This window comes from Neobacillus niacini (genome assembly GCF_023715415.1).
In the GTDB taxonomy this organism is placed as follows: domain Bacteria; phylum Bacillota; class Bacilli; order Bacillales; family Cytobacillaceae; genus Neobacillus; species Neobacillus niacini_C.
In genome coordinates, this window is the sequence record NZ_JAMBOB010000002.1 from 469,896 (window position 1) to 487,091 (window position 17,196).

Below are 17,196 nucleotides of genomic sequence, written 5' to 3' on the forward strand. Positions count from 1 at the left end.
AAAGAAGAAACGGGGGAACATTATGAATCTGCTAAAACAACGAGAAGATAATTTTCATATAATCGCAAAACCAAGCGGTCCACTATGTAATTTGGATTGCCATTATTGTTTTTATACAGAAAAGGAAGCCTTGTTTCCAGGACAACCAAGCTATAAAATGTCTGATGCAACATTAGAAAACTTTGTCCGAAATTATATAAAATCTCAAAAAGCACCGGAAATCCCTTTTGTTTGGCAAGGGGGAGAACCTACCTTAATGGGTCTCAACTTTTATCAAAAGGTCGTCCAATTCCAAAAAAAGTATGCTGGTGACAAAAAAATATCCAACTCTTTACAGACAAATGGAACATTACTAGATGATGAATGGTGTGAATTTCTCGCAGATCATGATTTCCTTGTCGGCTTGAGCATTGATGGACCTCCTGAGATCCATGATTATTATCGGGTGAACCGTGGGGGGAAACCGACTTCAGGCCAAGTGCTTCGTGGTCTATCACTCTTGCAAAAATACAATGTTAGCTATAATGTCCTCACCTGTGTGACGAAGGAATCTGCGCCGCGGGCACTCGAAATCTATCGATATTTTAAAGATAAAGGGGTTCAATATCTTCAATTTATCCCGATTGTGGAACGATTGCCAGATGCTAAAGCCTTGAAATTAGGGCTTCGCCATGCAACACCGCCGTCATTGACTCAATCGGAGGTACAGAAAGCCGTTTCTCCTTGGACGATTGGCTCCGAGCAATACGGTGATTTTCTGATTGAGGTATTTGATGAATGGGTTCGCAATGATGTCGGGAAAGTTCATGTGATGAATTTTGAATGGGCACTTGCTTCTTGGCTGGGTCTTCCTTCGCCGATCTGTTTATTTTCAGAAACGTGCGGAAATGCAGGGATCATCGAACACACAGGGGACGTTTACTCATGTGATCATTTTATGTACCCAGAATATAAACTCGGAAATATCTCCGAAGATTCTTTAAAGAAAATGATGAGTTCTACAGAGCAGAAGGACTTTGGAAACGTGAAAAGAGATACTTTGCCAAAGCAATGTCAAAGCTGTGAAGTACGCTTTGCTTGTCATGGTGAATGCCCGAAACACCGCTTCCTTCTATCTGATGATGGCGAGCCCGGTTTAAATTATTTATGTGTGGGTTATAAAAAATATTTCTCACATATCCACCGCTACATGAAAGTCATTGTCCAATTACTCGAACATAACCTTCCAGCTTCTGATATCATGCAGGTTATCAAAGGGCCATTGATAGTGAGAAGCTGAAACCATATTTTAAGCAGAATCGACAAGTGACAGTTATTTGTCGGTTTTTTTGTAATAAGAGCATTAAGAGCGAATTAACAAAAGCAGAAACCCTGCAGGATTATTCAATCTTATACAGGTTTTCTGCTTTTTATTGAAGACTACATTTGCATAGGTTGTTCTGTTGATTCTTCTATTCTTTGTTTCTTAGACTTTTTAAAGTACAACAACTCATACACACATGGGATGACGATTAATGTCAAGAGGGTAGCGAGAGCCAGCCCGCCAATAACGACTACAGCCAAGCTTTGAGAGACAAGGCTTCCTGTCTGAGATTCTTTAAACAGGAGAGGAATCATCGCACAAATCGTTGCGACTGCGGTCATCATAATCGGCCTCATTCTAGTAGCCGTTGCTTCAATAATTGCTTCGCGAATACTCATATTTTCTTCATTTTGTCTAACACGGTCAATCAGAACAATTGCATTTGTTACGACAATACCAATCAGCATTAGCGCTCCAAGTAGGGCGGTTATATCTACTGAAATCCGGCTGATTAAGATTCCTAAAATCGCACCGATGGCAGCAAGCGGCAGGGAGGTTAAAATCGCAATTGGCGCTTTAATCGACTTAAACGTGATGACCATAATCAAGAACACAATTCCGATTGAAACGAGCATCGTTAAGAAAAGGTCAGTGAAATCCTCCATTTGCTGGGCACTTGCTCCGCCAACGAGTACTTCCACATCGTCTGGGATATCCATTCCTTTATTGTCTTTTTGATTTCCAAATAATTCTGTGTTAATCTTTGTCGAGATTTCAGAGAGCTTAGCAGGATCAACGGTTGCTGTGACCTGCAGATACGTTTCCCCATCCTTATGGAATTGGTTTGTTGAACTCTCAGTCTTTTCTAGTTTTGCTATTTCAGAAACCGGCACCATCCCACTTTCCGTCATAATCGGAATGTTTTTCAGGTCTTCTTGTGTTCCTGTGTTAAGTAAAGGCTCCAGCACAACGGTTGTTTGTTTTTCATTTACCATAATCGAACCCAGTGGCGTTTGATTAAGCATAACACCAAGCTGCTGGGCAATTTGTTGTGTATTACCTTTTGCAGGATTTACTACTAAAGAGTAGACGGTTTTCTTTTCATCTTGATTCGTTGTTACTTCTTCAACGCCGTCAATATCAGATACTACATCTTTAATATTGTTTGCTGTTTGTTCCAGCTGATTGATATCCTCACCAATTACATCGATCGTAATCGAGGTGCCAGCTCCACCCATCATAAACGAAGCTGTTGCAACTTCTAACACAGCATCCTCATAGTCGTCTTTTTTCTTTTCAATTTCTTTTAAAACCTTATCTGTATCATCTTTATCTTTTAACATGATACTGATGACGGCTTCGGTAGCTGAACCAATTTGGCCAAATTGAGCGGAATCAGCTGAAGAACCGACTTGGTTAAAAACATAATCAACTTCATCCATTGCAGTTATTGAATCTTCCAGCTGTATTGCCTTATCTTTCACTCTTTCAAAAGGTGTTTCATTTGGATATTTCAGAGTTGCAGTAATAAAGTCGGCAGAAGAATTGTCTACAGCACCCTTTGGTACGGCAAAGTAAGCCCCTATCGATCCGGCAAACAAAAGGATGGATATCGTAAATACAATCCATTTATGATTTAAAGACCATTTGACTGCTTTTGGAAAGCGAAAGGCAGGTTTATGTTCAGGAAGCTTTGTATTTTTCAATAACCCCGCACTCATCAACGGAACCACTGTCAATGCCACAAGAAGGGAAGTAAGCAATGAATAGGTAACCGTTAAGGCAAAAGGTAAAAGGAATTCCCGAAGTCCACCGTTTAATAAACTCATTGGCAGGAAAACCGCGACCGTTGTTAACGTGGAGGCTGTAATCGCAACACCTACTTGTTTCGTTGCATCAATCACCATTTGAACTGAAAATTTCTCTGTTTGCATTTTGCGGTAAATATTTTCAATGACTACGATACTGTCATCCACAAGCCGCCCAACGGCAACGGCAACCCCTCCGAGTGTTAAAATATTTAACGTTACCCCGGAACGTGACAGTAAGAACAAGGTAAAACAGAGTGACAGCGGGATGGAAACAATCGTAATAAACGTGGTTCGGATATTACGTAAAAAAATCATAATCACAATCGTAGCAAATAAAGCGCCAAGAAGGACTTCTTTCATCATCGTTTGAACCGATGTTTCAACCATGTCCGCTGAAGCTACATAAATAGTAGATTCTTGTTGATTGTATTTTTTGTTAATTTCCTTTGTTACTTTTTCAATTTCTTTACTAATGGTTACAGCATTTGAATTACTGTCCTTTGTAATACTGATGCTTAGTGCTTCGTTCCCGTCGAAACGATTAAGAAAATTGGATTGTTTTGTTTCCTCTATGGATGAGATATCCTCAAGCGTTACATTAGCTGCAACTGGCAGGCTTTTTAGTTTATTAAGACTTGATAAGTCGCCAATCACCTTAATATTGCTAGTTTTTCCGTCAATATTCTTTTCGCCAATGGCAAGTGCGGTGTTTTGACCTTGAAGAATCCCAAGCACACTTTGAAGGGAAATCTGGTTTTGTGCTAGCTTTTGATTATCAATTTTTAATGAGATAACCGAAGCTACTAAACCATATGTTTGAACTTGGGCAACACCGTCAATTTCTTTGTATAATGGTTCAATTTTTTCTTTTACCAATTCTAGGTTTTCGGTCGTGAGGCCATCTTTAAAGGTAACAGCGATATTGGAGATAGGAATCATGGAGGTATTTAGCTGCGAAATGATCGGCTTTGATATGTATGCTGGTAATGGCACATTTGATAAAGCCTCTTGGACATCTAATTTTGCCTGTTTCATGTCTGAACCTGCTTCAAAAAATAAATCTACTTTTGAAAAGCCGTCTCCCGTTGTAGAATAGATCGAATTTTTTCCTTTTATACCAGTAACAGCCCGTTCAATTGGTGAAGTGACATCACTTTCCATTGTTTTTGAATCGGTTCCTTGGCCCATTGTAATAATGGTTACTTGCGGATTGTCTGCTGAGGGCAAGAACTCCATGGGTAATCTAAAATAACTAACGACCCCAATAATTAATACCAAAATTGTCATCAATGAGACAGCGGCTTTGTTCCGAAAAGCCCATTTTGTAAAAACTGACACAATAAATCTCCCCTTTTATATAGATATAAAGTCCCGAGTAAAATAGTAACATAATTCTGTAATTTTTAGCCATTATTTACCATAAGTTTTCTAGAAATTTACAATCTTTTAAGAAAACTTTCTTAACACCTCCTTTTTGAATGAGAATCTTATAGTAGCTTTTAACGATAGTATCAATCTTGCTCCTGCTACCTAAATATCCCATATTTTCCTTACTTTGAGGAGACCGAATTTTTTCTACGACTTAAGTCTTACTTATTGCTACATAAGCTGAGTGGGTGTGTATTAAACCCGAATATAGTAAAAAGAAGCGTTACAATAACGCTTCAAATTTTTTCAGGGGCTAATAATTTTTAGTTAATAAAAGTTCGGAATAGTGAACGAGGAGAATATTGAAATGAGAATATGAATCTTGAATTTCACAATAATCTGAGGAGTATCGGTGAAGAAGAATATATTTCTTACCCTTGTACTTAACGAATTGTTTTTTCAAGTAGAACACTCCTTTTACTTAACTTTATTGGTTATGTACTATGAATCTACTAGTAACGGCTCCACCTACGCCAAATACCATGACAGCCACACATGCTATCCCCACTAATAATAGAATAATGAATCATTGTTAAGAGGCTGCTTTGTGGATGTTAAGGTTCTGTAAATCTTTTATTAATAAGCCGGGTAATCATACTTCATTTTCGCATAACGACTTGTATGGAAATCATCTTAAGTTTTTCTGTGATATTTTAATGGGTAATCGTCTAATCTTGGGACAATCGTGGAACATAGTATGAGATTGTGGTTAATTTATCTAATCTAAATAACCTTTTCATTTGTAAATGAGGATGATGAAATTAAACAACCTGGGTGGGGGAATGTATAAAATGAATGGACAAAAGCAATATCGGGAAGATTTGTTGGTATGGTGTCATGAAACAGCTAAAAGTTTATCTGAACAATTGGAACTGCTATATAGAGAATCAAATGGCTTTCAAGAAGAGATTGAAGTCGATTCATTAAATCGTTTGGAAATGGAAGAACAAATCCAAATCGAGGAAGATTATTTGGTAACACATGCTTTTCAAGACGGGTTGGAAATTGAAACGGACCAATATATTGATACGGAGGAACTTAACCAATACCGAGAGGATTTATTGAACTGGTGTAATATCCTTTATTCAAATTGGAATAGAACGAAACCGAGGTTATCAAACCATGTCGATAACGAAAGCTTAGAGGGATGGGAAAGTATGTGCTCTCGTTTAAAAGAGAATTTACAGGAAGGTCTGTCATTAGATTACGAAGACTATGCGACAGCTAATACCTTGTATGAACAGTGGGAACAGTTTCTTGAGGAATCATATTCTTATCAAGAAGATAGGGAGTTATAGATTATTGTGTAATTGCTAGAGTTTGGAATTACGAAATGGCCTAATTTCTCAATTTTAATGCTGAGAAATTGGGCTTTAATAGTAGTTATTCAAATAAGTCGTAAATCCATTCTTTCCTGACGTAAAACCCCAGTCCAGGAAATCGGCTTTTTTCCTCCTCAATGAAGGTTATTAGCAAGGTTAATGGTTAAAATTTACTAATGCATTACTTTTGACAATACGATTCAGTGTGAGTAAGGTTACTTAGTAAGACACAACAATAGAGGTTAAAATCTCATAATTAAGACAATAAGAAATTTTCTTAAACTATTTATAGTAGAGTTGAACCAAACGATCATGTCATCTAGGAGGAATTATTATGTCAAACTCTCAAACTATAGAAAAGCTCGAACAGCAAATGTTCATAGATGTTATTCGGGAACGTCGATCTGTACGTGTATACGATCCAACCGTGCAGATTTCACGTGAAGAAATGACTGAAATACTAGAGTTAGCAACATTGGCTCCTTCATCATCAAATCTGCAACCATGGCGATTTCTAGTTATCGATAATCTGGAATTGAAGGAAAAGCTTTTGCCCATCGCATTTAACCAACAACAAGTAGTCGAAGCTTCTGCCGTTATTGCGGTTCTTGGCGATGTAAAAAGCTATAAGAAAGCCGAAAAAATTTATGGACAGGCTGTTGAAGCGGGCTTTATGCCGGCTGATACGGCTAAATCATTCATTGAACGAACAGTCGGCATGTACTCAAACTTGCCTCCTGAAGTGGCTCGCCAAATCGTATATACGGATGGTGGTCTAATCTCGATGCAGCTTATGCTTGTGGCACGATCCAAAGGTTACGACACGGTACCGATGGGAGGATACGATAAAGTGAAGTTCGTTGAAGCTTTTGGAATTTCTGAACAGTTTGTGCCGGTTATGCTAATTGCTATCGGGAAAGCAACGAAACCAGGACATCCTACTACACGTCTCCCAATTGAGGATGTAGCGTTTTTTAACGAATTGCCCGAGGTAGAAGATTGAGAAACTACTAATGAATAGAACTTGTATTACTAAATACTCACAATTACTTATTGTGAGTATTTTTTTGTTTTATTCACCCGAGGGAATCTTGTATTGGTTCAATTATGTTTAACCTTAGTAAAGAACTAGTAGACCTTCTCAAAAGTTTTCCAAGGTGAGATCAAAGGAACCGTCCCCATGGTCCCAAAAATATCATATGGACGATAATAAGGAATTTAAGTATGATTAATAGTGGGAAAATTTTTACTAGTTATTTATTTAGGAATCTATCAATTTGATCCATTGAATATAGGAAATTAGGAGGGTTTATGAGATTTCGAACGAAGCTCTATACGAGCATAGGATCATTACTTTTGTTTATTACGGTTATTGTAATAATTTTAATGAACATGCTTGAAGAATCGACTGTTAAAATGAATGTTGTGATTAGTGATTTAAATAAGAGAATCGAAATTGCTTCAACGATTAAAGATGAGACCTCAATAACATCATATGTGTTAAATACCATATTGAATGATCCTGGGGAGACAATCAATTCAGACTTGTTGAATGCATGGGAAAATTCAAATTCAAGATTACAAATGGCAATTAACGAGCTTGAGAGGAAGGACACCCAAGAGAAATCTCAGGAACTCCTTGGGAAACTTAAAATCTTACATGAAACTTATCGAAATTTGGGTCAGCAAGCGTTGAAGCAAAGAGAACTCACTCCTAAATCAGAACTTATTCCTGCTTCTAAGACAGATATTGAACAATACAGTCAGAGGATGGCTCAATTGGCAGAATTGCTTCATGGCTTACAAGAACAAGGGATAAAGAATGAACTTGTACGTTCCAAAGATACCTATAATTGGGCAGTTGAAAATATTTATATCTACCTTGTCATTGGTTTAATCATCGGTATAAGTTTTGCCGTTTGGATCATCAAAAGCACCAGCAACAACCTTAACAAAGTAACAGACGTGATGAAACAGGCAGCGGCCAGTGATTTTGATATATTACCACGTATTGATATTGCCTCAAAAGGAGAACTGAGTGAAATTGCTGTTGCTTTTAATAAAATGGCCAAAGCACTTGAGAAACATAGTAGAATCGAGAAGAAATTAATAGAAGAGGCAAAAGAAACGAGCTGGCTGAATACAAAAATTGCTGAAATTGCAACACTGTATCCAGAAGTTGAAAATGTACAGATGCTAGCCAATATGCTAATTACAAAGCTGGTACCTATGGCAGGAGCAACCTACGGTGCCTTCTATTTAAGGGAAGTTAACAAAAGTGACCAGTATTTAACAAGAATGTCCTCCTTTGCCTCTTTAGCTGGGGATCAGGAACGAAAGCAATTTCGTTTAGGGGAGGGATTAATTGGGCAATGTGCACTTTTAAAGCGCCCCATCCATTTAAACCAAGTTCCCGACGATTATCTTAAGATCGGTTCAGGTCTAGGAGAAGCTTCTCCTAAAACGATTATGATTTTACCAGTATTATTTGAAGACCAAGTACTTGCTGTAATTGAAATTGCCTCTTTTGAGTCATTAACCCCATTACACCTAAGGCTGCTTGAAGAAGTGAATAACAATTTAGGTATCAAAATCAATAGTATTATGAACCACATGAAGGTAGAACAGTTATTGCAAGAATCACAAGCCCTAACAGAAGAACTACAAGCCCAATCAGAGGAGCTCCAGGTACAGCAAGAGGAGTTAAGGTCGACAAATGAGAAACTAGAGGAACAGTATGAAGCATCGAAACAGAGGAACTTTGAAATACAGGAGGTCAGTGCGGCGCTGGAAGAAAAAGCACAGCAGCTACTCCTTAGTTCTAAATATAAATCTGAGTTTCTAGCAAATATGTCCCATGAACTTAGAACTCCTTTAAATAGCTTGCTCATTCTAGCACAAATTCTCTCTGAAAATGGGGAAGGGAATCTCACACCTAAGCAACAGGAATATATTAAAACCATATACGCTTCTGGAAATGATTTATTGAACTTAATCAATGATATTTTAGATTTGGCAAAAGTAGAGTCTGGAAAACTAGATGTGATATCAGAAGAAGTAGCAATAAGTGAGGTAAGAGATTTTCTTTATAATCAATTCTTACCGATTGCAAATCAAAAGAAGGTTTATTTTACAATCGTAAGCGAAAGCGAATGGCCAAAGACATTCCTAACCGATGAACAACGGTTACAGCAAATCTTAAAAAATCTACTTTCTAATGCGTTTAAATTTACAGAAAGCGGCAGTGTCACATTACATATCCGCGAAGTCATGAAAAATAGTACAAAGAATATGGGGGAAGAACGACAAGCGCAACGAATGCTTGCTTTTTCCGTCATTGATACAGGTATAGGCATCGAAAAAGAAAAACAAGAAACGATTTTTGACGCTTTCAAACAAGCTGATGGTACGACAAGCCGTCAATATGGTGGTACGGGCCTAGGCTTATCCATTAGCCGCGAATTTGCTCATTTATTAGGCGGATTTATAGAAGTTTCAAGTGAAATTGGGCAGGGAAGTACATTTACCTTATATTTGCCATATCGTCAAATGAATAACAAAATAGTTAATCTATCTACGGCTCGAACGGAAGCAGCTGTCAGTTTGGAAGCGAACTATTTAGTGAACACCAATGATCAAGTTTTACAGGAAGAGCCAATGATCAAACATGGGAAATCGATTCTGAAGAACAAGAAAGTTCTAATTGTCGATGATGATATTCGTAATGTGTATGCCTTAACAATTGCTCTTGAGAATTTTGATATGGAGATCCTGGTTGCCGAAAACGGCAGGGAAGCGTTGGAAGTACTAAATGATCATCCTACTACCGACTTGATTTTAATGGATATTATGATGCCGGAAATGGATGGGTTTGAGGCCATCCAACACATTCGTAAAATAAGTATATTTGAAACGTTACCCATCATCGCACTTACTGCAAAAGCAATGAAACACAGTAAAGAAGAATGCCTAGAGGCAGGTGCTACGGATTATATTAGTAAGCCGATTAACTTGGAACAGCTTTTCTCGTTAATGCAGGTTTGGTTATTTACGAAGGAGGGCTAGAAAATCGAACAGGGCAAATTGCATGAATCATATAATCTAGTTCAGTCTGAAGAAATCGAGAGGATTGAAATCGATTTATTACTAGAGGCTGTGTTTCGATATTATGGATATGATTTTAGAAACTATGCCTTTCCTTTCATCCAAAGGAGAATAAACCATCGCGTTCAGATTGAGAGACTATCAAGTATTTCGGCTCTGCAGGAAAAAATCCTTCGTGAACCTGGAATGATGGCAAGGGTACTTTCCGACTTTTCAATCAATGTTACTGAGATGTTTCGAGATCCATCCTTTTTTAAGAGTATCCGAACCAAGGTGGTCCCTTTAATAAAGGATTATCCATTAATTAAAATTTGGCATGTTGGATGTTCTTCAGGTGAGGAAGTGTATTCAATGGCAATTCTCTTACATGAAGAAGGGATTTACGATAAAACAAGAATCTATGCAACAGATATAAATAAGAATATTCTCGAAAAAGCAAAACAGGGTACCTTTCCTTTAGAAGGGATGAAGACTTATACCAAAAACTATATTGAAGCAGGAGGGAAACAGGCCTTTTCTGAATATTATAAAGCGATTGACGATAAGGTTTGTTTCCACTCATTTCTTCAGAAAAATATGATTTTTGCTCAGCATAATGTAGTAACAGATCATTCTTTTAACGAGTTTGATATAATTTTATGCCGAAATGTTCTCATCTATTTTAATAAGAATCTTCAAAATGACGTTCATCAATTAATATACGAAAGCTTAAGTACGTCAGGTTTCCTTGGCTTAGGAAAAAGAGAGGGGGTTAAATTTACACGTTATGAAGACTGTTATGGAGAATTTGATGAACCCGAAAGACTCTATCGAAAAGTTAAATAATACGTATGCTCAAAAGGTGAATATTTTAATGGTGGATGATCATCCAGAAAACCTTTTGGCTTTAGAAGCAGTACTTACTTCACCAAACTACAATCTTATTAGCGCACAATCAGGAAAAGAAGCATTGAAATGCATGCTTCAACATGAATTTGCGGTGATTTTGCTAGACGTTCAAATGCCAGGACTTAATGGCTTTGATACGGCTAAGCTTATCAAGGCGAGAGAAAAAACAAAAAATATCCCGATCATTTTTATTACAGCTATTAGTCAAGAAGTAGAACATGTACATCAAGGATACTCAGTAGGTGCGATCGATTATATTTTTAAACCCTTTCAGCCGGAAACGTTGAAAAGGAAAATAGAACAGTTTGTCAAAATCCATCAAAACCATCAAGAAACGATCATTCAGACGGATTTAGGACATTTGCTTGAACTGAATAAAGTCAACAAAAGACTGGATAGAACCACCCTAAATTTGCGTCGGACAGAGGCATTATCAAAAGCCATAAGTGAAACGATAACTGACACCATCGTCACGTTTGATAATCAGGGTTTGATCCTTTCCGTAAATCCTGCGGTCACTGGTATGTTTGGCTACCACGAAAAGGATTTGGTAGAAAATCACGTTCTGAAGCTTTTTCCTAAATGGGAGGATGAAGTGTTATCTGATTCATCACTCTCATTCCTTCCTATGATTAGAAAATCGGTAGGAAAAATTATTGAAGTAGTGGCTGGTCGACAGGATAAAAGCTGCTTTTATGCGGATTTGTTAATTGCATCAACCAGCATTGAGGATGAACAGATTTATGTTTGTACGATACGCGATGTAACAGAAAGAAAGCAAATAGAAGAAGTTAAAAAACAGAGGTTTCATAATTTGGAACATATTGTTGAGGAGCGGACGCTTGAACTGACCAAATCAAATGAGAAACTGCAAAAAGAAATTGAAGAACGAAAAAGAATGGCCGACCATCTGTTCCGTTCCCAAGAAAGGTTTCGAAAAATATTTGAATCCAGTCCATTATTAAAAGCGATTCTATCACAGAAGGATCTGACATTTATCGACATCAATCCCAGCTGGAGCAAATTCACCGGTTATAGCTGTGATGAGTTGACGCATCAAAAAATTAATAGTAGAAATTTTATCGATGAAGCCACAGGGAAGTCGATTGATTTCAATAAAAAGATTCTAAACAAAAAGATTAGGTATGAGACGAAAAACGGGGAAGTTCGCTCAGGGTTATTGTCCACGGAGATGATTGATATCGATTCCGAACCATGTTCGCTTGTCGTATTAAATGATATTACAGAAAGAGTACATCTCGAGAATGAGATGTATCGACTGGATCGTTTAAATTTAATCGGCGAGATGGCAGCAGGTATTGCCCATGAAATCAGAAACCCAATGACAACCGTACAAGGATTTTTACAATTAACAAGGAATAAAGTCGACAAATTATCTACTGATATCATCGATTTAATGTTAGAAGAATTGAACAGGGCAAATTCGATTATCACAGAATTTTTAAATCTAGCTAAAAATAAAATCAGTGTCAAAAGGAATCAAAACTTGAATACGATTATTGAAGCTTTATCTCCTCTGATTCAAGCAGAAGCATTACGTTCGAATAAACAACTTAAGCTTGAATTAGGAGAATGTCCTGACATCTCCCTGGACGAAAAAGAAATTCGCCAGCTCATCTTGAATATTGCCTTAAACGGATTGGATGCCATGACGTCTAATGGGAATTTAACCATTAAAACCTATAAAGACAAAGAGACCGTGGTTCTGCAAATAAAAGACGAAGGCCAGGGAATCAGCCCAGAGGTATTATCAAAATTAGGGACACCTTTTTTTACCACAAAGGAAACCGGAACAGGATTGGGGTTAGCCATTTGTTACAGTGTAGCAAAACGGCATGATGCTCAAATTGAAATTGAAACGGGTGATGAAGGGACCACTTTCTCAGCTCGATTTCAGCTCATTCCCAGCTTAACTAATGCGTAGGTTCATTCTTTAACAGGAGAGGGGGAAGGATGCCGTGTTAAAGAAAGGGAAAATTTATTTGATTATGGGTGCTGTTATTTCTGTCATGGTTCTAAGTTTTATAACCGTATCTTTTGCGGATAAAAAGCCGACTGTGGTCGTTGTGTTAAAAGAAGGAAACACAGAATATTGGAGAATTATGAAAGCTGGAATTGAAAAAGGGTTTAAAGACTTTGACATCGATGGAAAAGTGATGGTTCCTAGTGAATCAAAAGCGCAAGTTCAGGCAGAATTAATCATGAGGGCATACAAAGAAAAGCCAGATGTAATCATTGCTGCACCTAACGGTTCATCTGTAAGCCCAACATTAGAATCGGTTACGGATGTTCCTATTTTGCTAGTGGATACCGATCTTCCAATTAAGAACAAAACAGCGTATATTGGAACCGATAATCTGGATTTAGGTAAAAAGGCCGGAGCCTTTTTAGCCTCGCAGCTGCAACCAGGGGATAAGATTGCTATTATCGCAGGAGATTTGTCTTTATCCGTTTTTAACGAGCGAATCGATGGTGCAACTATATCTTTACGAAATGCTGGAATCCAAATCGCCTATGTAAAAACAGGGATACAGGATAATTCCAAAACGATAAAAAGTGTGATAACAAAGCTTTTACGTGACCAGCCTGATATTAAGGGGTTCGTGACCACACATGACACGATTGCGTTACCAGTAATTAAAGAGTTAGAGGAACAAGGACTCTTGATGCCTGTCATTGGGCCGGATGGCCTTACAGAAATGCTTAAGTTCATTGCTAATGAAACCATTCCTGGTACCATGGCCCAAAACCCTTATGATATGGGATATTTAAGCGTTGAAACCGCCATGAAGGTAATTCAAGGAGAAAATGTGGAACCCTTCGTGGACAGTGGTGTAGATATTATCATAAAAGAGAATGCCCAGCATAGATTAAACTTTTATGAGAAAATAGTGAAATAAGAACCATAGGAACCATAGGGACGGTTCTCGTGGTCACATTAGGCAAAAAGTGGACCGATAGAACCGTCCCCATGGTCCTTACCCACCTATTTTCTTATTTCTTTTATTGGGTTTTTCTCAAATACCACAACCCTAGATTGATGGAGTAAGTGGAAATCTTCTATTGACATAAGTTCGAGTTTCAAAAGATCTTGGGTTGTCGTATAATCAGGTGGTAATCTTCTATTTAAAGAACCGAACCTTTTTATATTGTAATTTTTCCAGCTCCAGAGTCCAATGTAAAAGATAACCCAAATAAAAAAAACGAATAACATGAACGAACGAATATCAGTATTGGTCATCTTAAAAGCCGTCTTTAATAAAATTAAATACGAGTCATTATAGTTAAACAAGGCACTAATAAAAAAAAGAACAACGACTATACAGTAAAACCAGACAAAAATAGAAAAAATGGATAGGATTATTTCCCTAAGCCAATTCGTCTTGGTTTGGACAATTATCCCATTTTTCGGTTTCCTCGATCTGGACTTGACCATGTAGCATATCCACCCTTCAATCTGGATTTTATAGCTTTTGGAAAAGCAAAGATAACTATAAATGCATTTAGAATCCAGTAAATGACAGGGTACCAGGCTGCCCACAAATAGTATTTTGTAATATTGTCATACGGTGAATCTAATTTTAGAGAGATCCAGAGTTGAATTAGACTCATAAAAACGAGGGCGAAAGATGAAAAAGTTATCCATATAAAAAGCTGTTGAATGGTAGAAGCAGTAACTAAATAATAAAAGGTTACAAATACCCATGAAAAGGACCATATCAAACTAATCCATTGTTCTAGATAAACCGGCCAAATTCTTCTTTGCCTCCAATCCAATAAAATTCCCCAATGCCTAAGCATAACCTCTTGTCCACCTTGTGCCCAGCGAATTCTTTGTTTCCAAATACCACTTATTGTTTCAGGGACAAGCATCCAACACAATGCACGTGGTTCATATCGAATGTCCCAAAATCGTTGCTGTAATTGCCAAGAAACGGATATATCTTCTGTAATCATATCGCGATCCCATAGCCCAACATCGACTAGTGCCTTTTTTCGAAATGCAACAACCACTCCCGAAACGGTCATAACTTTACCGAGTATCCTTTGTGTTCTTTTTATTGCTCCAATAATCGATGCGTATTCAACAATTTGTAATCGACTAATCAATGTATCCCGATTCCGAATTCTTGGATTTCCCGTTACGGCCCCTAACCGCTCTCCTTTATGAAGAAAGTGGTAAATAAGATAATGTGCTGCATAAGAATCTAAGATAGCATCAGAATCAACACAAACCAAGAACTCTGCATTGGATGCATGACAAGCAATGTGTAAAGCATTTGCTTTTCCTCTGTTTTCTTTACAATCAATGACTTTAAGTTCATTATATTGATTCACAAGTCTCCGAAGCGTACTAGAGGTGTTATCGGTACTCCCATCGTTTACAGCAATGATTTCTTTTCTAGGATAATTAAGACTACTCAAATACTTAATCGTTTCTTCAATTGTGTCTTCTTCATTGAAGCATGGAACTAAAATGCTAATTAATGGCCACTCAATTTGATCGAATGAAAGTGGGCCTTCTTTTTCACGATATTTAAAGAATAAACTAGAACCGGCTATCCAAAGCAAAGACATAACTAATGGATACCAAAACACAAACTCTGATAGAACACTTATAAAAATTTTCAATTGTTTCTCCAATCATATTAATGGATTGAATTTTGAATTAAATTAGCTCTATTTGTTTTTTAGAAGTATCTATTATTAAAAAAGCTTCGTTAAATTATTTTTCCGGTTAATGACTACTTATATACGGAACCAAATTGATTTACAAATGATATCAAAATGCAAAAAGAAATTCTAAGCAGGGCGGAAAACGGAATGTAAAAGAGAAAATGCTTGTTCTATAATTAATGGAAAATAAAAGGGGGTGTAGGATGTGAGACCTTACCTAACAATTGAAATTTTATAGACTGTTAGAATATGGTACTATATTTATAAAAAAGATATTTGTGAAGGAGATCCTATGTTAAATTTAGAGAAAAATTTAGAGAAATATGCTGAATTAGCAGTTAAGGTTGGTATTAATTTGAAGGAAAACGAAGGCTTGATTATTACTGGAAATACCGACACATTACCTTTAGCAAGAAAGATTATGAAGGTAGCCTACAGTATAGGAGCAAAGCATGTAGAGTTTTTATTAGTTGATGATGAAATGAGTTTAATCCGATATGAAAATGGTAAGGACTTCGTTTTTGAAAGCTTTCCTCAATGGAAGGTAGACTCCCTTGAAGCCATGTATAAGGACAATTATCATCATATTTTTATATTAGCTCCTAACCCTGAGTTATTAAAAGATGTAGATAGTGAAATCGTGGCGAAGAGTCAAAAGTCCACTTCCTTAGCTATGAACCAAGTCCGACACTATCAAATGACAGGTAAAACGAAATGGAATATCAGTGCTGTTCCATCAAAAGAGTGGGCAAAATCAGTATTTCCAGATTTAGACGAAGCTTCAGCTGAGAATATGCTTTGGAAATACATTTTTGAAGCAACGAGAGTAGATCAAGACGACCCAATTACATCATGGACAATGCACGATAAAAATCTTAAACGATATAGAGATCTATTAAATGAAAAACAATTTGATAAATTAGTCTTAAAAGGTCCTGGTACAGATCTAGAGGTTTATTTAGCGGAGGACCATTTCTGGATGGGAGGCTCCAAAATTAGTCAATCTGGAGACTCCTATGTTGCCAATATTCCTACCGAAGAGGTATTTACAACGCCTCATAGATTGAAAGTCAATGGTACTTTAAAAGCCACAAAGCCACTTAGTTTAAACGGCAAGTTGGTTGAAGATTTTGAGTTTGTATTTAAGGATGGGAAGGTAGTAGACTTCAAGGCTAAGAAGGGCTATGAGGTGTTAGATAAACTTTTTGCTAATGATGAGGGTGCAAGGTATTTAGGAGAGATTGCATTAGTTCCACATGACTCCCCCATATCTAACACTGGAATTTTATTTAACAATACCCTATTTGATGAAAATGCCTCCGTGCACCTTGCATTTGGTAATGCCTATAATTATGCCATGAAGAATGGTTCGAATATGACTCAATCTGAGTTAGGTGAAAAAGGTGCCAACTCCAGTTTGATACATGTAGATTTTATGGTTGGCGGTCCTGAACTAGATATTTCAGCCTTTGAAAAAGATGGTACTGAGGTTCAATTATTTAGAAATGGAAACTGGGTGTTTTAAACCGGATTTGGGATTGCTGTAGAGTGAATTAAACAACTAGCATCCACTCCTTTCCAGAGCAACAAAAAAGCCAAATTCCTTAATTTCGTCATTGAGAAATTTGGCTTTTTAAATTTC

10 protein-coding genes are annotated in these 17,196 nt (G+C 37.2%); 8 read left to right on the forward strand and 2 right to left on the reverse strand.

The window, feature by feature from the left end; all coding sequences use genetic code 11:
- Positions 1-22 precede the first annotated feature (22 nt).
- On the forward strand, positions 23-1,279 hold the full coding sequence (locus M3189_RS05700; RefSeq protein ID WP_251632804.1) for an anaerobic sulfatase maturase: 1,257 nt from the start codon (positions 23-25) through the stop codon (positions 1,277-1,279).
- Between the two features lie 140 nt (positions 1,280-1,419).
- On the opposite strand, the gene M3189_RS05705 is transcribed toward M3189_RS05700, so the two are convergent.
- Positions 1,420-4,452 (reverse strand): efflux RND transporter permease subunit, encoded by a 3,033-nt coding sequence (locus M3189_RS05705; RefSeq protein ID WP_251632805.1) that lies wholly within the window; start codon positions 4,450-4,452, stop codon positions 1,420-1,422.
- A gap of 881 nt (positions 4,453-5,333) precedes the next feature.
- Here M3189_RS05705 and M3189_RS05710 point away from each other — a divergent pair.
- The 6 genes from M3189_RS05710 to M3189_RS05735 all read left to right on the forward strand — a co-directional run bounded on the left by M3189_RS05710 (position 5,334) and on the right by M3189_RS05735 (position 13,777).
- Complete coding sequence (locus M3189_RS05710; RefSeq protein ID WP_251632806.1) at positions 5,334-5,840, forward strand: hypothetical protein; 507 nt, start codon at positions 5,334-5,336, stop codon at positions 5,838-5,840.
- A 358-nt stretch (positions 5,841-6,198) separates the two neighbouring features.
- The gene (locus M3189_RS05715; protein ID WP_251632807.1) at positions 6,199-6,867 is read left to right on the forward strand and encodes a nitroreductase family protein; all 669 of its coding nucleotides are present in this window, start codon (positions 6,199-6,201) and stop codon (positions 6,865-6,867) included.
- Positions 6,868-7,175: 308 nt separating this feature from the next.
- Entirely contained in the window at positions 7,176-9,929 is a 2,754-nt protein-coding gene (locus M3189_RS05720; protein WP_251632808.1) for a response regulator, read from the forward strand.
- Between the two features lie 18 nt (positions 9,930-9,947).
- The gene (locus M3189_RS05725; RefSeq protein WP_251632809.1) at positions 9,948-10,793 is read left to right on the forward strand and encodes a CheR family methyltransferase; all 846 of its coding nucleotides are present in this window, start codon (positions 9,948-9,950) and stop codon (positions 10,791-10,793) included.
- A complete protein-coding gene (locus M3189_RS05730; RefSeq protein ID WP_251632810.1) occupies positions 10,747-12,801 on the forward strand; it encodes a PAS domain S-box protein in 2,055 nt (684 codons plus the stop codon). Before M3189_RS05725 ends, M3189_RS05730 begins: the two co-directional genes overlap by 47 nt.
- Positions 12,802-12,835: 34 nt before the next feature.
- On the forward strand, positions 12,836-13,777 hold the full coding sequence (locus M3189_RS05735) for a sugar ABC transporter substrate-binding protein (RefSeq protein WP_251632811.1): 942 nt from the start codon (positions 12,836-12,838) through the stop codon (positions 13,775-13,777).
- Positions 13,778-14,273: 496 nt separating this feature from the next.
- On the opposite strand, the gene pgaC is transcribed toward M3189_RS05735, so the two are convergent.
- Positions 14,274-15,509 (reverse strand): poly-beta-1,6-N-acetyl-D-glucosamine synthase, encoded by a 1,236-nt coding sequence (gene pgaC, locus M3189_RS05740; RefSeq protein ID WP_251632812.1) that lies wholly within the window; start codon positions 15,507-15,509, stop codon positions 14,274-14,276.
- Between the two features lie 337 nt (positions 15,510-15,846).
- Between pgaC and M3189_RS05745 the strand changes: the two genes are divergently transcribed.
- A complete protein-coding gene (locus M3189_RS05745) occupies positions 15,847-17,079 on the forward strand; it encodes an aminopeptidase (RefSeq protein WP_251632813.1) in 1,233 nt (410 codons plus the stop codon).
- The last annotated feature ends 117 nt before the right edge of the window (positions 17,080-17,196 follow it).